Source organism: Curtobacterium sp. JUb34 (assembly GCF_003755065.1).
Classification (GTDB): Bacteria; Actinomycetota; Actinomycetes; order Actinomycetales; family Microbacteriaceae; genus Curtobacterium.
Genome location: NZ_RJVH01000002.1, coordinates 18612 through 36258, shown reverse-complemented (window position 1 = coordinate 36258; position 17647 = coordinate 18612). Strand labels below are relative to the sequence as shown.

Sequence of the window (17647 nt, the reverse complement as noted above, 5' to 3'; positions counted from 1 at the left end):
GTGCGGGCGGAGGTCACTCAAACCGGCCGGTCTCCTTCTGGTTGTTCGCCGCCGGGTCCCAGCGGGTGGTCGGGGCCTGCTCGCCGCGGAGCTGCTCGAGCAGGGCGGTGATGTGCTGCATGAGCACCTCGGTGGCCTCGACGAGCATCTGCTGGTCGATCGGCCGGCCGCGGTAGGCGGACAGGTCGACGGGGTCGCCGACGATGACGTCCACGCGCGAACGCGGGAACAGGCGGAGCTTGTTCGAGTACCGCGCCATGATGCCCTGCGTGCCCCAGTGGGCCATCGGGATCAGCGGCACGTCGTTCTCCAGCGCGATGCGGACGGCACCGGTCTTGCCGCGCATCGGCCACAGGTCGGGGTCGCGGGTGAGCGTGCCCTCGGGGTAGACGATGATCGCCCCACCCTGTTCGATGAGCGACCGGCCGCCGCCGAGCGGATCGCTCAACCGGGTGCGGCCGGAGCGCTCGACCGGGATCTGCCCCATGCCGGACATCAGCTTGCCGAACACGGGCACCTTGAACAACGACGCCTTCGCCAGGAACCGCGGCGCACGCCGGCTCAGGTACACGGCGGTGCCGACGACCAGCGGGTCGATGTTCGTGAAGTGGTTCGGCGCGAGCACGAACGCACCGTCCGCCGGCAGCCGGTTGGGGCCGTACCAGTGGTAGTTCGACGAGAACCGGAACGTCGGGATGACGATCGACGCCACGATGCGGAACGCGGGGTTGAGCTCCCCGCGCTTCCACCGCCGTCCACGCACCGGCAAGCCGGTCGCGACCTGCGTGCCGGACGCACCCCGGGCCTCCAGGCCGTCGGCCGGACGCGACGGGCCGTCGGCCGGACGCGACGGGCCGTCACCCGGCTGCGGAACCGACACCGCGACTAACCCGCGAAGTCGAAGTCGGCGCCCAGCTTCCGCAGCTTCGGGATGAAGTGCTCGTAGCCGCGGCTGATGATGCCGACGTTCGTGATGTGGGACTCGCCGTCGGCGGTCAGCGCCGCGATGAGGTGGCTGAAGCCACCGCGCAGGTCGGGGACCCGGACGTTCGCCGCGTGCAGCGTGGTGGGGCCGGTGATGACGGCGGCCTGCTCGAACGGGCGGCGGGCGACACGGCGGTCGTGCCCGGGCAGCCCCTCCTTGTGGACGACGATGTCGGCGCCCATCTCGTTCAGCGCGTCGGTGAAGCCGAAGCGGTTCTCGTACACGGTCTCGTGCACGATGCTCTGCCCCTCGGCCTGGGTCAGTGCGACGACGAGCGGCTGCTGCCAGTCGGTCATGAAGCCGGGGTGCACGTCGGTCTCGATGACGACGGGCTTGAGGGTGTCGCGCTCCCGGTAGAACCGGATGCCGTCCTCCTGCACGTCGAAGCCGCCGCCGACCTTGCGGAAGACGTTGAGGAACGTCATGAGCTCCTGCTGGTTCGCCCCCTCGACGAAGATGTCGCCGTCGGTGGCGAGCGCGGCGGAGGCCCAGCTGGCGGCCTCGTTGCGGTCGTTGATCGCGCGGTGCGTATAGCCGCGGAGCGACTCGACGCCCTCGATGAAGATCACGCGGTTCGGCTCGACGGACACGATCGCGCCCATCTTCTGCAGGATCGCGATGAGGTCCATGATCTCGGGCTCGATCGCCGCGTTCCGCAGTTCCGTGACGCCGGTCGCCAGGACGGACGACAGCAGGACCTGCTCGGTCGCGCCGACGCTCGGGTACGGCAGCTCGATGGACGCGCCCTTCAGCCCGTCCGGGGCCGTCAGGTGGATGCCGTTGACCTGCTTGTCGACGACCGCACCCATGGCGCGGAGCGCGTCGAGGTGGAAGTCGATCGGGCGGTCGCCGATGCGGCAGCCACCGAGGTCGGGGATGAACGCCTCGCCGAGCTTGTGCAGCAGCGGGCCGCAGAACAGGATCGGGATGCGGCTCGAGCCGGCGTGGGCGTCGATCTCGGCGAAGTGCGCCGACTCGACGTTGGACGGGTCGAGGATGAGTTCGCCTCGTGCAGGATCGGTGATGCGCACGCCGTGCACCTCGAGCAGGCCGCGCACGACCTTGACGTCGGAGATGTCCGGGACGTCCTTGAGGATCGACGGGGTGTCACCGAGCAGCGACGCCACCATGGCCTTGGTCGCGAGGTTCTTCGCCCCACGGACCTCGATGCGCCCCACGAGCGGCTTGCCCCCGCGGATGACGATCTCGTCCGACTTGAGGCCCACGCGCGCCCCTGCGGCTGCTGCGTCCTGTACGAGAGAGTTCACTACTTCACCGGCAATGTCTTCGGCCGCCAACTGGAGCGGCGGGATTCGAACTCCGTGATCGAGGTCTCGTCACGGAGGGTGAGCCCGATGTCGTCGAGCCCTTCCATCAACCGCCAACGAGTGTAAGCGTCGATCTCGAAGGGGACGTCCACATCCCCGAGCGACACGCGCTGCGCCACCAGGTCGACCGTCGCCTCGATCCCCGGGTTCGCCTCGATGGCGGCCCACAGGCGCTCGACTTCCGATTCGGTCACGATCGCGGTGACCAGGCCCTGCTTGCCCGCGTTGCCCTTGAAGATGTCGGCGAAGCGGGGCGAGACGACGACCGCGAAGCCGAAGTCGCGGAGTGCCCAGACCGCGTGCTCGCGCGACGAACCGGTGCCGAAGTCCGGGCCCGCCACGAGCACCTTCGCGCCCTGGAACTCGGGCTGGTTCAGCACGAACGCGGGGTCCTGCCGCCAGCCGGAGAACAGGGCGTCCTCGAAGCCGGTCTTCGTGACGCGCTTGAGGTAGACCGCGGGGATGATCTGGTCGGTGTCGACGTTGGACCGCTTGAGCGGGGCGGCGATGCCGGTGACGGTGGTGATCTTGTCCATCAGAAGGTCCCCTCGGTGGTCGTGCTGGTCGCGGCGGCGCTCGTCGCGGCGGCGATCTCGTCGTCGGTCGCCAGGTCCCACGGGCTGGACAGCGTGCCGCGGATCGCGGTGGCGGCGGCCACGAGCGGCGACACCAGGTGGGTGCGGCCGCCCTTGCCCTGGCGCCCCTCGAAGTTGCGGTTCGAGGTGCTGGCGCAGCGCTCCCCCGGCGCGAGCTGGTCGGGGTTCATGCCGAGGCACATCGAGCACCCGGCGAACCGCCACTCGGCCCCGAACTCCTTGATCACGACGTCGAGCCCCTCGGCCTCGGCCTCGAGCCGCACGCGTGCGGACCCCGGCACGACCATGACGCGGACGCCGGGGGCCTTCTCGCGCCCCTGGATGATCGATGCGAAGGCCCGCAGGTCCTCGATGCGCGAGTTCGTGCACGAGCCCATGAACACCGCGTCGACGGCGATGTCCTTCATCGGGGTGCCGGCGGCGATGTCCATGTACTCCAGCGCCCGCTGCGCCGCGGCCTGGTCGTTCGGGTCGCTGTAGCTCGCGGGGTCCGGCACGCGCTCGGACAGCGAGACGCCCTGGCCGGGGTTGGTGCCCCAGGTGACGAAGGGCTCGAGCTCGTCGGCGTCGATGAAGACCTCGGCGTCGAAGACGGCGTCGTCGTCGGTCGCCAGGGTGTCCCAGTACGCGACGGCGTCGTCCCAGTCCTGACCGGTCGGCGCGTGGTCGCGGCCCTGCACGTAGTCGTAGGTGGTCTGGTCGGGCGCGACCATGCCGGCGCGGGCTCCCGCCTCGATCGACATGTTGCAGATGGTCATCCGGCCCTCCATCGAGAGCGCGCGGATCGCGGAGCCGCGGTACTCGAGCACGTAGCCCTGTCCGCCGCCGGTCCCGATCTTCGCGATGACCGCCAGGATGATGTCCTTCGCGGTGACGCCCGGGCGCAGCGTTCCCTCGACCGTGATCGCCATCGTCTTGAAGGGCTTCAGCGGCAGGGTCTGCGTTGCCAGGACGTGCTCGACCTCGGAGGTGCCGATGCCGAACGCCATCGCCCCGAACGCGCCGTGGGTGCTGGTGTGCGAGTCGCCGCAGACGACCGTGATGCCGGGCATCGTCAGGCCGAGCTGCGGACCGACGACGTGCACGATGCCCTGCTCCTTGTCGCCGAGCGAGTGCAGGCGGACGCCGAACTCCGCGCAGTTGCGGCGCAGGGTCTCGATCTGGGTGCGGCTCGTCGGGTCCGCGATGGGGCGGTCGATGGCGAGCGTCGGGGTGTTGTGGTCCTCGGTCGCGATCGTCAGGTCGAGGCGGCGCACGGGGCGGCCGGCCTGGCGCAGACCGTCGAACGCCTGCGGACTCGTGACCTCGTGCACGAGGTGGAGGTCGATGTAGAGGAGGTCCGGCTTGCCGTCCTCGCCCTTGACCACGACGTGGTCGTCCCACACCTTCTCGGCGAGCGTCCTACCCATGAGCTCGACTCCCTCGTTCTCGTCGTCCGGCGCCGCTGGTGCGGCGCTGCGGTCACCGCTGACGCGGCGCGATCCGCCGACTCTACCAGGTTGGTATACCAACGAGGGCCGCGGTCGTCACGTGGTGCGGCGGTCGACCGGGAGGCCCGTGGCGACTCCCCGACACCCGTCGCGGTGGGAAGATGGTCGGGACATGACGACACCTGCGCACTCGACCCGGACGATCAACCTCGAGGGCGCAGCACGCGCAGCGATCGCAGGTGGCGCCCCCTTGGCACTGCTCATCGCCCTCGGGATGCCGGGCTACGCCGCGTTCGCGATGTTCGCCGGCTTCACCGCGATCTTCGGGGCGACCGAGCCGTACCGGCAACGGGCCGTGACCACCGGCGTGGCGGGTGCCCTGCAGACGCTGTGCATGTTCGCCGGCATCGGCGTCGCCCTGGTCGGCTCCCCGCTCTGGTTGCAGGCGACGGGGCTCGTCGTGGTGATCGTCGTCGCGGTCTGCACCCTGTCGACGCTCCGGACGATCCCCGCGCAGCCGATCTTCCCGGTGTTCGCGTTCGTGGTCTCCGCACTCGTGCCGTTGCGCCCCGCCGACGTCCCCCTCGTGGCGACGATCATCGTCTGCTCGGTCGTCTGGGCGTGGCTCGTCGCGATGTCCGGGTCCGTCCTCCGGCGGGTCCTGCACCCGCGCGCCCCGCACCGGTTCCGACCGCTCGCACCCCGCAAGGAGCGCAGCCTCGGCATCCTCCGCACGGCTGCGCTGTGGGAGACCGTGGCGCTCAACGTCGTGGGGTCGCTCGTCGCCGGAGCGGTGGCGTCGACCATCCCGTGGCTCGGGCACCCGTACTGGGCCGTCATCGCGGTGGTGTCGACCCTGCCCGCGCTCCGCCAGCGGCACACCGTGGTCCGGGCGTTCCAGCGCTTCATCGGCACGATCGGCGGCACCGTCATCGCCGTCGGGGTCCTGCTGCTCGAGCCGTCGGCGTGGTGGATCGTCGTCATCGCCGTCGTGGGGCAGTTCTTCGCGGAGATCTTCGTGGCGCGGAACTACGCCGTCTGCCTGCTGTTCCTGACGCCGCTCGCCCTCGCCGTGTCGTGGCTCAGCCTGCCCGAGGCGCCGGAGCTGCTCGCGCTCGACCGCGTCGCGCAGACCACCCTCGGCGCGCTCGTCAGCGTCGGCCTGCTGGTCGTGGGGCGCGCGATCGAGCGGCGGCGCGGCCGGGCCCTCGGCGCGACGAGCGCGATCCGGACCGTCTGACGCGGGTCGTTCCGGCATACCTGGTCGAATCGGGCGTACCGGGTCGTTCCTTTCGACCAGGAACGCCCGATTCCGCCTGCCATCGCGCGCGACAGGGGAAGGAACGGGCGCGGACGACGGACGGGAGGTCCGTGGCGGGGCTGCCACGGGCCTCCCGTCCGTCGTGTGGTCGTAACCACCGCGTCCTGCGATAGCGACAGATCGCTGCGGAACAACCGCGGAATTCTGCCGCTTTCGTCGACTGGACGGACCCGCGTGCCGCGGACCTGTCGCTTTCGCGAGGCCGATCGAGCGGCAACGTCAGTCGCGGGGCTGGATGTTCCAGGCGTCGATGACCGGGCGGCCGTGCTCGTAGCCGAGGACGCTGACCGATGCGGTCCCGAGCTTCAACACGGCACCGTCCTGCGGCGCGAGCCGGATCCACGCGGCGCCGAGGGCCCGCAGCACGTGGCCGTGGGCGATGAACACGGCGTCCTGCCCCTCGGCGAGCACCGGACGAGCGCGGTTCAGGATGCGCTCGACGCGGACCCGGACCTCGGCGGCGTTCTCACCGGGGGTGTCACCGGCGGGCACTCCGTCGGTCCAGAGGTCCCACGGCCCGTGGCGCAGCACCTTGATCTGCGGGGTGGTGAGTCCCTCGTAGGCGCCGTAGTCCCACTCGTACAGGTCCTCGTCGAGCTCGGGGTCCACGCCGATCAGGTGCGCGGTGTCACGCGCACGCTGCAGCGGACTCGACAGGGCCAGCGCGAACGAACGGTCGGCGAGGTACCGGCCGGCGCGCTTCGCCTGCTCGACACCGTTCTCCGTCAGCGGGATGTCGGTGCGGCCGGTGTGCTGCCCGCTCTTCGACCACTCCGTCTCTCCGTGACGGACGAGGACGAGTTCGCCGGGGCGTTCCGAGGTCATGAGTTCCTTCCGATCCAGAGGCCGAGCGCGGCTGCGCCGACCGAGACGACGAGCATCCCGAGGCCGTACAGGACGGCGAGCCGGGGCTTGCCGGATCGGAGGAGCTGGACGGTCTCGACGCTCGCCGTCGAGAACGTCGTGTACCCACCCATCATGCCCGTCCCGAGCACCGCGACCGCCGGGAGCGGGATCGTACCGGCCTGCCCGAGGCCGGTGAGCAGCCCGAGCACGAGCGATCCGGACACGTTGATGAGCACGGTCCCGAGCGGGAACCCGGCAGTCCGCGAGCGGGACGTGCGGGTCTTGACGAGTCCGTCCAGCAGGAAGCGGAGCGCGGCACCGGCTCCCCCGCCGACGGCGACGAGCAGCAGGTCGAGCGGGTTCACGACGCGCCCCCGTCCCGGCCGGTCGACGGTGGTCGGAGCCGCCCGGCAAGCCAGATCCCGAGCGCGACGGCGGCGAGCCCGAGGACGACCGACAGCAGTGCGTACCCGCTGCCCGCACCCCATCGACCGACGTCGAGCAGCTGCGCCGTGTCGTCGGCGAGGGTGCTGTACGTCGTGAACCCGCCGAGGACGCCCGTGCCGACGAACAGCCGGAGCGAGCGGCGGCGTCCGACGTCGGAGCCGCGGTGCGCGAGGGCGTCGAGCAGGAACCCGAGGCAGCAGGCACCGACGACGTTGATCACGAGGATCACCCAGCTGATGCCGTCGTGGGCGGGGAACGCGTCGGCCACCACGGCCCGGACGGCGGTGCCGATCGCCCCACCGAGCGCGACGAGGCCGAGGAAGCCCCAGCGGAGGTGCGGTGGTCGTTCGTCGGTCATGGTGCTCCTATCGCCGAGCACGCCGGATCGTCTCCGCGCGTGCGGTGTTCTCGGGATAGGGACCGTTGGCGGCTGGTGCGCGGTTGGGTCCGGCAGGCCCCACTGCCGGGTCTGACGACCCGATCAGCGTACCGCGTCAGCCGGCGACGGCGGCGATCGCCTCGACCTCGACGAGCTGGTCGTCGTAGCCGAGGACGGTCACGCCGAGCAGCGTGCTCGGCACGTCGTGGTCCCCCATCGCGGCGCGGACGACGTCCCAGGCAGCAACGAGGTCCTGCTGCTCGGTCGTGGCCACGAGCACCCGCGTCTGCACGAGGTCGTCGATGCCCGCGCCGGCGGCCGCGAGCGCGGTCCGCAGGTTCGCGACGCACTGCGCGGCCTGCCCGGCGACGTCCCCGACGGCGACCGTCGCGCCGTCCTCGTCGAGTGGACACGCTCCCGCCAGGAACACCAACCGTGTACCGGCGGGGACGGTTGCGGCGTAGGCGTACTCCGCGACGTCGCTGAGGGCTGCGGACCGGATGAGCTGGACGGCGCTGGACACGGCCTCAGCCTGGCACACGACGACGAAACCCCCGGCGAGCCGGAGCTCGTCGGGGGTTTCGTGTGCTGGTGACCCCAGCGGGATTCGAACCCGCGTTACCGCCGTGAGAGGGCAGCGTACTAGGCCGCTATACGATGGGGCCGCGGCTGTTGTCGGACTCGGAGCATGTCACCTGTGGTGACCCCAGCGGGATTCGAACCCGCGTTACCGCCGTGAGAGGGCAGCGTACTAGGCCGCTATACGATGGGGCCGTTCCGACAACTCGACAAGTATTGCACAAGCCGCGCATCGCACCAAAACGAGGCGTGTCGCCCGGGTGTGCCGCCACGCCGCGCCCGGCATACGGCGCTCGGTGCGGGTGCGTCGGTCGCGCGGCCGTGGACGCGATCGCCCATCCGACGGGAGGCGCGGGGCGGGCCCGCCACGGGCCTCCCGTCCGACCGCGCGCACGTCCGGGGCCGCACGCCGTGCGCGGGAATCGTCGCGTCCGGCGCGGTCAGAGGGTGAGCGACTCCCCCGGCCGCAGGATCTCGAGCGAACCGTGCGGGGCGAGCGCCTCGCGCAGCCGCCCGGTGTGCATGCCGTAGCCGATGTCGGAGAGCGTGGCCTCGTGGATCGGGTAGGCGCGGGCCGGGGCGAGCGCGGCGACGTAGTCCATCATCTCGGCGACCTTGAGCCATGGGGCGCCGACCGGAGCCGCGAGGACCTCGACCGGCACGCCCGGGTCGGTGTAGGAGTCGCCGGGGTGGAAGAGCGTGCGATTCACGAGCACGCCGGTGTTGTCGACGATCGGCACCGAGGAGTGGATGAGCTGGTGCCGCGTGCCGTGGAAGTCGAGCGCGAAGGGGCCGACGGCGCGGTGGTCCCCGTCGGTGACGACCTCGACGGTGATGCCGGAGTCGGCGAGCGCCGCGCGGACACCCTCGGGGCCGAACACGACGGCGTCGGGGTTCCGGTCGAGGATCCGGTGCAGCTGCTCGGGCGTGACGTGGTCGGGGTGCTCGTGCGTGACGACGATCGCGAAGACTCCGGTCGCGTCGACGGGGCGGGTGAAGTCGCCCGGGTCGAGCACCAGACGGGCGTCGCCGTCCGAGAGGATCTGGCAGGCGTGTTCGAGCTTCGTGACCTCCATACGGGCGACGCTACCCGCGGCTGGCCGGGCGGGCTCGGGGCGGCGTCGACTCGGAACGACGTTCCTGTTGTCGTACGACATCGGGAACGTCGTTCCGAGTCGACGCCGCCCACGCCCCGCCACGCCTCACCCCGGCGGCGGCCCCGTCGTCCCCCGCACCACCAGGTGCGCCGGTGCCGCCGCGATCGCCACGGCAGCGCCGCCCTCGACCTCGGCGAGCACGGCCCGAGCCGCTGCCCGCCCCTGCGCCTCCGGGTCCTGCGCCACGGTCGTCAGCCCGACGGTCGCGCCGTACTCGTGGCCGTCGATCCCGATCACAGAGACGTCGGCCGGCACCGAGAGTCCGGCCTGCGCCGCAGCGAGGAGCACCCCGAGCGCCATCTCGTCCGAGGCGCACACCACGGCAGTCGGGCGATCGAGCCTGGCACCGGCACCGGCACCGGCACCGGCGCGCCCGCCGAACAGCGCGTTCCCCGCCGCCAGTCCACCGGCGAACGAGAAACGCCCGTCGAGCAGCCACCGGTCCGGCACCGCGTGTCCGGCGGCCCGCATCGCGTCCACGAAGCCGTCCCGCCGCAGGTGCGGCACCGCGACGTTCATGCCGGCCTCGTCCTGCCCGCCGACGTAGGCGACGCGTCGGTGTCCGAGGCCGCACAGGTGGTCGACCGCGATCCGGGTGACGGCTCGGTCGTCGACCCCGATGTTCCGCAGGCCCGGTGCGGGTCCGCCGATGACGATCATCGGGTGCCGGGTGAGTTCGAGCTCGGCACGCTCGGTCGCGTCGAGCACCAGGGACAGCAGGACGAGGGCGTCGACACGGTGCCGCAGCATCGACCGTCGGAACGCCCGGTCGCGGTCGCCGCCCGGCCCGCCCAGGTTGTAGAGCACGAGGTCGTACCCGGCACGCCGGAGTTCTGCGTCGACGCCGCCGAGTGCCTTGACGTAGAACCACCGGTCGATCACCGGCACGACGACGCCCACGGCGCGCTGCCGCCCGGTGGCGAGGCCGGCCGCCGCCGAGCTCGGGACGTACCCGAGCTCGTCGGCGACCCGACGGACCTCGTCGATCGTGGTCTCCGCCACGTTCTCCATGCCGCGCAGCGCTCGCGACACCGTGGACTTCGACAGTCCCGTGACGGTCGCGATCTCCTGGATCCCCATCGATGCGACCCGGGAGGCCCGTCAGCCGTCCGTACGGTGCGGAACGCCCGCCGGACGGTCGGCTGCAGTGCCGGGGGTGGCGTGCACGACGGCCGCTGCGGCCGGGCGTGCGCCGTGCGGCGCTCGACGACCCGCTGGTGCGAGCTCGTCCCACCCGCTGTGCTGGTGCACCCGGCCGTCCGCGGAGGGCCGCGGCCGACGACGGGAGTCGTCGCCGCGCGCGGCTCGGACCGGGGCGATGGCGGGCGTGGCACCGACGCCGTCGACCTCGGCGTGCCGGCGGAGCACCCGCACCCGCCACCGGTCGAGCGCCACGACCCCGAGCACGCACACCAGCAGGGTGAGCGCCCACCCGAGTGCCGGGCGACCGGTGACCTCGCAGAACACCGTGGCGCCGAGGAACAGGATGCCGAACATGCCGACGAAGCCGATCGCCTCTTCGATCCGGGCCGTGGGCCGGGTGGGTCCGCGCTGTGCCATGGTCGTCATCCCTTCACGCCACCGGCGGTGAGGCCGGCCACGATGCGTCGTTGGAAGATGAGCACGAGGACCACGAGCGGGATCGTGACGATCGTGCCCGCGGCCATGACCGCCGTGTACGGCTCCTGGTGCGGCTGCGACCCGGCGAACGAGGCGATCGCCACGGTCACCGGCTGCGTCGCGTCGCTCGAGAGCTGCGAGGAGATCAGGTACTCGTTCCAGCTCGAGATGAACGCCAGGATCGCCGTCGTGAACACCGCGGGGGCGGCGAGCGGCAGGATGATCCGCCGGAACGCCTGCACCCGGGTGCACCCGTCGATGCGCGCTGCTTCCTCGAGGTCCCACGGCATCTCGCGGAAGAACGACGCGAGCGTGTAGACCGTCAGCGGCAGCACGAACGAGATGCTCGGCAGGATGAGCGCCTGGTACGACCCCATCCACCCGATGTCCGTGAAGAGCTGGAACAGCGGGGAGATGAGCGCGACGCCCGGGAACATCGACGCCGCCAGGATCGCCCCGGCGATGAGCGACTTGCCGCCGAACTCGAGGCGGGCGAGGGCGTACGCCGCCGTGGTGCCGACGAGCAGGGCGATGATCGTCACGACGCCGCCGATGAGCAGACTGTTGGCGAGCGCCCGCCCGAGGTGGTTGCCGAGCGACGTGGAGAACGCCGTCGCGTAGTTGTCGAGCGTGACGTGCGTCGGCCACGGGGTGGCGTCGAACGTGAACCCGACGTCGCGGAAGCTCGTCACCACCATCCAGTAGAACGGCAGGAGGCACCACACGGCGATGACGATCGCCTGCACGGCCGTGCGGATGCGGGGGCCGGTGTCGCGGCGGACCCGGACGTCGGCGCGGTCGACGGCGCGGTCGCGTGCTGCTGCGGTGGACCGGGGTCGGTCTGCTGCGAGGGTCACTTGAGTTCACCCTTCTGCTGGGCGGCCTGCGTCTGCACGACGTTGGCGCCGAGGAACCGGACGAAGACGAACGCCACGATGAAGATCACCAGGAAGGTGATGGTCGACAGGGCCGACGCGGAGTTGAAGCCCTGCCGGATCTGTTCGACGACCAGGATCGACAGGGTCGTGGTGGCGTTGCCGGAACCACCGCCGCCGCCGGTCAGGATCTGTGGCAGGTCGTACATGCGCAGCGCGTCGAGCACGCGGAACAGGATCGCGACCATCAGCGCGGGCTTGATCAGCGGGAGCGTGATGAGCACGAAGCGCTGGAACGTCGACGCGCCGTCCATCTTGCCGGCCTCGTAGACCTCCTCCGGGATCAGCTGCAGCCCCGCCAGGATGAGCAGCGCCATGAACGGCGTGGTCTTCCAGGTGTCGGCGATGATGACCGCCCACCGGGACGCCCACTCGCCGCTCGTCCACAGGATCTGCTGCCCGAGGACGTGGTTCAGGACACCGTTCGCGTCGAAGATGAAGTACCAGAGCTTCGCGGTGACGGCGGTGGGGATCGCCCACGGCACCAGGATCGCGGCACGGACGAGCGCGCGGCCCTTGAAGTTGCGGTTCATGATGATCGCCATCCAGACGCCGATGGCCGTCTCGAAGGCCACGGTGACGACCGTGAAGAAGAACGTGTTGCCCATCGACACCCAGAACTGGGAGCCGAGGCTGCCGGGCGGGCAGGTGACGTTGCCGCACTGCTGGCCGAGCCAGTGCGCGTAGTTCGTGATGCCGGCGAAACCGCCTTCCACGAACAGCTGCGTGGTCTTGTCGAGGCCCTGGTCGAGCTGGAACGACTGGATGATCGCGCTGACGACCGGGTAGCCGATGACGATCGCGAGGAGCAGGATCGTCGGGCCGATGAGGTACACGGCCCACCGGCCGTGCTCGGCGTTGAGTCCGCCCTTGCGCCGTTCGCGCTTCGGTTCCGTGCCCGTCGGGTTGGGGATGGCTGCGGGGATCTCGGTTGCTGCTGACACGTGTCGGCCTCCTTGCCGGGGGTGTCGGAACGCAAGTAGGGGCGGACTGGAGGCACGTGCCGGGATGGCACCGTGCCTCCAGTCCGACGCGGCGTACGCCGCGTGTCGCTAGCTGCTGGTCGCCGACTTGAGGGCGTCCTGCATGTCCTTCAGGGCTTCGTCGACCGACTTCGATCCCTTGAGCGCCGCGTAGGTGTTGTCCTGGATCGCCTTCGTCACGGCCGGGTAGAACGGCGTGACCGGCCGCGGCTCCGCCGACTCGATCGACTTGAGCAGCGTCGGCAGGTAGGGCAGCTTCGCCGTCAGCTCGGAGTCGGTGTAGAGGTCACCGACGACCGGGGCGAGCGACCCCTGCGTCGCGAAGAACTTCTGTGTGTCGTTCGAGATGAGGAACTCGAGGAAGTCGTGCGCCGTCGCCTTGTGCTTCGAATACACGCTGATCGCGGCGTTGTGCCCGCCGAGCGTCGAGGCACCGACGCCGTCCGCACCCGGGATGGGGGCGACGCCGAAGGTGTCCTTGACCTTGCTCGAACCGTCGGTCTTCGCCAGGTTGTAGACGTACGGCCAGTTGCGCAGGAACAGCAGCTTGCCGGCTTCGAACGCGGTGCGGCCCTGCTCCTCCTGGTAGGTGATCGCCTCGGCCGGGATGTTCCCGTCCTTGAACGCGTCGACCAGGTTCTGCAGGCCGGCCTTCGCGTCGGCGGTGTCGACGTCCGGGTCCCCGCTCTTGCCGAGCACCGAACCGCCGGAGCCGTTGATGGCCTCGGAGGCGTTCACCGTCAGGCCCTCGTACTTCGCGAACTGCCCGGCGTAGCAGCCGATGCCCTTGTCCTTCGCGATCTGGCAGTCGTCCATCATGTCGCTCCACGTCGTCGGGGGCGTCTTGACGAGGTCCTTGCGGTAGTAGAGCAGCGCGCCGTCCGAGGTCTGCGGGGCGGCGTACAGGGTGTCGTTGTAGGTCGCGGTCTTCACCGTGGCCGGCAGCAGCTTCGAGGTGTCGATCTTCATGTCACCGGTCAGCGGCGTCAGCCAGCTCTTCGCGGCGAACTCGGCGGTCCAGACGACGTCCACGTCGACGACGTCGTAGTTCGCGTCCTTGGCCTGGAAGTGCTGCACGAGGTCGTCGTGCTGCTGGTCGGCCTGGTCGGACTGCTCCTTGAAGGTGACCTTCTCGTCGGGGTGGGCCTTGTTCCACTTCGCGATCAGCGGGCGGACGACGTTCGAGTTGTCCTTGCCCTGCACGTACGTGATGGGTCCGCGGCTGTCCTGGCCGCTCTTGGCGTCGTCCGAACCGGCGCCGGAGCTCCCGCTCGAGCAGCCGGTGAGCACGAGGCCGATGACGGCGACCCCGGCAACGGATGCGAACCGCACCCTGGAGCGTGTTGTCTTCACAGCGTTGTCTCCTCATTGAGATCACCAGGGGGCATCGATCGGGTTCGACGACACTGCCCTGGAGCAGGCGCCGCTGCCTGCTGGTGGAGGAAGCTACGCCCGCCCTCGGGGTTCCGCAACCGGTTGCATCGGTTCCGTGACCTGAGCGTGACCTTGGAAGTCCCGGAGACTTCCTGGGTGAGCGCTCACCCTTGTTCGAGGGGCCCCTGCACGCCACTGCGGAACTCCGCATGAACCCCGCCACTGGGGACCCGCGCCGTTGTCCGTGCCGACGGCTCCACGTAGCGTCCACGACATGGCCACCCTCCACACCGCCGACACCGTGCCCGCACCGCGCCGTGTCATCGGCGTCGACCTCGACGCCCCGCTCCCCCGCCTCGTCGCCGACGAGACCGGCGAGTCCGCCATGGTGATCGGCTACCGCGGCGGCCACCCCACCGGCACCCTCGACGTACGGCTCACCGACGACCCGGCCGACGCGGCCCGCGCCCTCGAGGCGCTGCAGGAGACCGTCCTGGCCGACGTCCCCGCGGTGTCGGACGACGACCTGCCGACCATCTCGGTCGTCGTGTCCACCGTCGTCGACCGCGTCGAGGACCTCGGCAAGCTGCTCGACGTCCTCGAGCACCTCGACTACCCGCGGCACGAGGTCATCCTCGTCGACAACCGCGTCCGCGTCCCCGCCGGCGACGCCCTGCCCGCGATGCTCGCCGGGCGGAACGTCCGCCTGGTCGAGGAGCGCCGCCCCGGCCTGTCCGCCGGCCGGAACGCCGGCGTCGCCGCCGCGACCGGGGACGTCATCGCCTTCACCGACGACGACGTGCGCGTCGACCCGCAGTGGCTCCGCGCCATCGGGTCCCGGTTCGTCAGCGAGCCCGGCCTCGACGCCGTCACCGGTGTCATCCTGCCGAGCGAACTCACCACGCCCGCGCAGATCTGGTACGAGGCGTACTACGGCGGGTTCAGCGCCGAGCGCACCTTCTCGCCCGTGACGATCGTCCCCGACGACGTCCAGGGCACCATGCGGCACGCCCGCGTCACCGCGGTCACCCCGTCCGGCGAGGTCCTCAAGCACTTCGCCGTCTACGGCATCGGCGCGTACGGCGCCGGCGCGAACATGGCCTACCGCCGCACCCTGATCGAGGCGGTCGGCGGCTTCGACCACACCCTCGGCGCCGGCTCCCCCGCCCGCGGCGGCGAGGACCTGGCGATGTTCATCGAGACGCTGTGGCGCGGCGGGAAGATCGGCTTCGAGCCGCGCGCGGTCGTGCACCACCGGCACCGCCAGACCATCGAGGACCTGCACAAGCAGCTGCACGGCAACGGCGTCGGGTTCACCGCGCTGATGTTCGCGCTCGCCGCGAAGGACAAGCGGCACGTCGCCGTCCTGGCCCGCCTGATGCCGCTCGCCGCGAAGGTCAAGTCGAAGCAGATGCTGTCCCGCCTGGCCGGGCGCCGGGACGCCGCGACCGAGGTCACCAACGACGCCTCGACCACGCGCATCCCGAAGACCCTGGCGTACCACGAGCTGCGCGGGTTCCCCGCCGGCCCGGCCGCCTGGTTCCGCAGCCGACGCCGCTGGCGCGACGTCGAGGCCGGCCGCTTCCGGCCGTAGTCGCACCACCCGCCGGACGGGAGGCCCGTGGCAGCGTCGCCACGGGCCTCCCGTCCGTCCGTTGCGCACGCAACAGGCGACACCCTCGTCGTCGTACGACGTCGAGGATGTCGCCCCCACGCGCACGCAACCACTGCACGCGCAACAAGCGACACCCGCGCTGTCGTACGACGTCGAGGACGTCGCCCCCACGCGCACGCAACCATTGCACGCGCAACAGGCGACACCCGCGTCGTCGCACGACGTCGACGATGTCGCCCCCACGCGCACGCAACCACTGCACGCGCAACAAGCGACACCCGCGTCGTCGCACGACGTCCGTCTTGTCGCAAACCGGGTGCGGCGAGCGCGCCCGCCCGCGCCTCAGCGCGCGGTGAGCCGCCCGGCCACGTACCGCCACGGCCCGCCCAGCGCGGCCGTCAGCTCGGCGCGCTTGAGCCCGCGCGTCGCCTCGGTGAACTCGGCGTCGACGGGCCAGCCGCCGCTCGCGTCGACGGGGCGCTCGTCGGCACCTTGCCCGAGCGCGCCGAGCCGCCGGAGCGCCCCGACCGCACGCCGCAGCACCGCGAAGGCAGTCGACGGACGCAGCACGAGCTTCGTGACCCAGGCGCCGAGCCCGGTGCCGTAGCCGATCGCCTGCGAGCGCAACGCGGCACGGTCCTTGCGGTGCTCGTGCCAGACGACGGCGGACGGTTCCACGGCGAGCGCCCCGCCGGCGAGCAGGACGCGGGTGAACAGGTCCGGGTCCTCACCGGCGCGGGCACGGGTACCCGGGCCGAGTGCGACGTCGAAGCCGCCGAGCTGCCGGACGGCGTCGCGCCGCACGGACATGTTCGCGCCGGTGCCGAACGCACCGACCGTGAACGGGAACAGGGGCTCGTCGACGGGCGGCGCTGCGGTGCGGTACACCCGGCGCTCGAGGTTCCGCGCCCAGGTCACCCGCTCGTCGAAGAAGCGCTGCGTGGGGGTCCGCAGCTCGCCGCTCGGGACGAGTCCAGTGACGCACCAGACGTCGGCGTCGCGCTCGTAGGCGGCGGCGATGGCGGCCATCCAGTGGCGGTCGACGGCGACGTCGTCGTCGATGAAGGCGACGATGCCGCCGGTGGCGAGGGCGAGTCCGGCGTTCCGGGCCCGGGAGACGCCGGCGCGTGCTTCGAGGACGTAGTGCAGGCGCGGGTCGTCGATCGCCGCGACGACGTCGCGCGTGCCGCTGGTGACGGGCGCGTTGTCGACGACGAACAGCTCGAAGTCGTCGTACTCGGAGTCGAGGACGGAGCGCACGGCGCGGGCGAGCGCCACGGGACGCTCGCGGGTCCCGATGACGACGGAGACGCGTGCGCCGTCCGCAGGGGCGTCGACCGGGAGGCCCGGTGCGGGCAACCGACGCAGGGCCGGTCCCAGCTCGGCCGGGTCCACTGCCCCGCGTTCGTCGACGCGCACGTCGACGAACCCGGCGACGTCGCGGCCGTCGCGCACCATGAGGCGGGCGCGGCGGAAGCCGTCGGCGCCGGCGAGGCGCACGGTGCCCGCGGCGAGCGCCGCGGACCGGTCGACGGCGCCGACCCATGCAGCTCCGGCCCAGGTGGGGGCGTCGGGCGAGGGCATCGCCGGGTCGAGTGTGAGGGCTCGTTCCGCGGTGGTGGTCTGGTCGGTCATGGTCGTCCCGTCGGGCCGGTCTGGTCGGGTGGACGTGGCAATGGTCCGCGCGCGTCGACAGGGGGTCAACCGCGATGCTCGGAGGATGCGGGGAGGCTGCGGTTTGCCGCCACTAGACTCGCGGGAGACGCCGGTCGACCCGCCGGTGCGACCCCGGTCCCCGCCGGACACGAGGAGGACGCATGCCGCTGGCCCGCACGATGGACCGGCTCGGCCTGACCAGGCGTCCACGCCCGACGCTGCGACTGGTGCCGGACCCCGACGCGTCCGACCTCGTCGTGGTGCACCTCGACGCCGACGACGCCGCGTGCGGCACCTGCGGGCACGCCCAGGCGGCGCACGAGCACTACCGTCCGGGCACGGACTGCGCGCTCTGCGACTGCCCGAAGTTCCGCCGCGCCCGCTGACCCGATCCCC

18 protein-coding genes and 2 tRNA genes are annotated in these 17647 nt (G+C 71.4%); 3 read left to right on the top strand and 17 right to left on the bottom strand.

Going from position 1 to position 17647, the window contains the following annotated elements; all coding sequences use genetic code 11:
* Positions 1–13: 13 nt before the first annotated feature.
* From EDF63_RS06685 to leuC, 4 genes are read right to left on the bottom strand one after another with little or no spacing between them, the layout of a single operon-like run.
* Complete coding sequence (locus EDF63_RS06685) at positions 14–880, bottom strand: 1-acyl-sn-glycerol-3-phosphate acyltransferase (RefSeq protein ID WP_260233001.1); 867 nt, start codon at positions 878–880, stop codon at positions 14–16.
* 5 nt (positions 881–885) lie between these two features.
* The gene (murA, locus tag EDF63_RS06680; RefSeq protein ID WP_123312269.1) at positions 886–2253 is read right to left on the bottom strand and encodes a UDP-N-acetylglucosamine 1-carboxyvinyltransferase; all 1368 of its coding nucleotides are present in this window, start codon (positions 2251–2253) and stop codon (positions 886–888) included.
* Positions 2253–2849 (bottom strand): 3-isopropylmalate dehydratase small subunit, encoded by a 597-nt coding sequence (gene leuD, locus EDF63_RS06675; RefSeq protein WP_123312268.1) that lies wholly within the window; start codon positions 2847–2849, stop codon positions 2253–2255. Before leuD ends, murA begins: the two co-directional genes overlap by 1 nt.
* The gene (gene leuC, locus EDF63_RS06670) at positions 2849–4318 is read right to left on the bottom strand and encodes a 3-isopropylmalate dehydratase large subunit (protein ID WP_123312267.1); all 1470 of its coding nucleotides are present in this window, start codon (positions 4316–4318) and stop codon (positions 2849–2851) included. The genes leuD and leuC overlap by 1 nt, the downstream gene beginning before the upstream one ends.
* 193 nt (positions 4319–4511) lie before the next feature.
* On the opposite strand from leuC, the gene EDF63_RS06665 reads away from it, so the two are divergent.
* Positions 4512–5579 carry an FUSC family protein gene (locus tag EDF63_RS06665; protein ID WP_123312266.1) on the top strand — a complete coding sequence of 356 codons (1068 nt, stop codon included), beginning with the start codon at positions 4512–4514 and terminating at the stop codon, positions 5577–5579.
* Positions 5580–5879: 300 nt separating this feature from the next.
* On the opposite strand, the gene EDF63_RS06660 is transcribed toward EDF63_RS06665, so the two are convergent.
* From EDF63_RS06660 to EDF63_RS06605, 12 genes are all read right to left on the bottom strand, one after another.
* The gene (locus EDF63_RS06660) at positions 5880–6485 is read right to left on the bottom strand and encodes a histidine phosphatase family protein (RefSeq protein ID WP_123312265.1); all 606 of its coding nucleotides are present in this window, start codon (positions 6483–6485) and stop codon (positions 5880–5882) included.
* A complete protein-coding gene (gene crcB, locus EDF63_RS06655) occupies positions 6482–6871 on the bottom strand; it encodes a fluoride efflux transporter CrcB (RefSeq protein ID WP_123312264.1) in 390 nt (129 codons plus the stop codon). Before crcB ends, EDF63_RS06660 begins: the two co-directional genes overlap by 4 nt.
* Positions 6868–7311, bottom strand: a complete 444-nt coding sequence (locus EDF63_RS06650; protein WP_123312263.1) for a CrcB family protein — start codon at positions 7309–7311, stop codon at positions 6868–6870. Before EDF63_RS06650 ends, crcB begins: the two co-directional genes overlap by 4 nt.
* 136 nt (positions 7312–7447) lie before the next feature.
* Positions 7448–7855, bottom strand: coding sequence for a RidA family protein (locus EDF63_RS06645; protein ID WP_123312262.1), 408 nt, complete (start codon positions 7853–7855; stop codon positions 7448–7450).
* 66 nt (positions 7856–7921) lie between these two features.
* A tRNA-Glu gene (locus EDF63_RS06640) sits at positions 7922–7997 on the bottom strand.
* 33 nt (positions 7998–8030) lie between these two features.
* Positions 8031–8106 (bottom strand) — tRNA-Glu (locus EDF63_RS06635).
* 245 nt (positions 8107–8351) lie between these two features.
* Complete coding sequence (locus tag EDF63_RS06630) at positions 8352–8987, bottom strand: MBL fold metallo-hydrolase (protein WP_123312261.1); 636 nt, start codon at positions 8985–8987, stop codon at positions 8352–8354.
* A gap of 126 nt (positions 8988–9113) precedes the next feature.
* Positions 9114–10148 (bottom strand): LacI family DNA-binding transcriptional regulator, encoded by a 1035-nt coding sequence (locus tag EDF63_RS06625; protein ID WP_123312260.1) that lies wholly within the window; start codon positions 10146–10148, stop codon positions 9114–9116.
* A 21-nt stretch (positions 10149–10169) separates the two neighbouring features.
* Positions 10170–10637: a hypothetical protein gene (locus EDF63_RS18630; RefSeq protein ID WP_185021326.1), complete on the bottom strand. Its 468-nt coding sequence runs from the start codon at positions 10635–10637 to the stop codon at positions 10170–10172.
* Positions 10634–11545, bottom strand: a complete 912-nt coding sequence (locus tag EDF63_RS06615; protein ID WP_123312259.1) for a carbohydrate ABC transporter permease — start codon at positions 11543–11545, stop codon at positions 10634–10636. Before EDF63_RS06615 ends, EDF63_RS18630 begins: the two co-directional genes overlap by 4 nt.
* Positions 11542–12567: a carbohydrate ABC transporter permease gene (locus tag EDF63_RS06610; protein WP_123312258.1), complete on the bottom strand. Its 1026-nt coding sequence runs from the start codon at positions 12565–12567 to the stop codon at positions 11542–11544. The genes EDF63_RS06615 and EDF63_RS06610 overlap by 4 nt, the downstream gene beginning before the upstream one ends.
* Before the next feature lie 108 nt (positions 12568–12675).
* Entirely contained in the window at positions 12676–13959 is a 1284-nt protein-coding gene (locus EDF63_RS06605; protein WP_123312257.1) for an ABC transporter substrate-binding protein, read from the bottom strand.
* A 295-nt stretch (positions 13960–14254) separates the two neighbouring features.
* On the opposite strand from EDF63_RS06605, the gene EDF63_RS06600 reads away from it, so the two are divergent.
* Entirely contained in the window at positions 14255–15574 is a 1320-nt protein-coding gene (locus EDF63_RS06600) for a glycosyltransferase family 2 protein (protein WP_123312256.1), read from the top strand.
* 363 nt (positions 15575–15937) lie between these two features.
* On the opposite strand, the gene EDF63_RS06595 is transcribed toward EDF63_RS06600, so the two are convergent.
* Positions 15938–17230, bottom strand: coding sequence for a glycosyltransferase family 2 protein (locus EDF63_RS06595; protein ID WP_123312255.1), 1293 nt, complete (start codon positions 17228–17230; stop codon positions 15938–15940).
* Positions 17231–17412: 182 nt separating this feature from the next.
* Between EDF63_RS06595 and EDF63_RS06590 the strand changes: the two genes are divergently transcribed.
* On the top strand, positions 17413–17637 hold the full coding sequence (locus tag EDF63_RS06590; protein WP_123312254.1) for a hypothetical protein: 225 nt from the start codon (positions 17413–17415) through the stop codon (positions 17635–17637).
* Positions 17638–17647 lie beyond the last annotated feature (10 nt).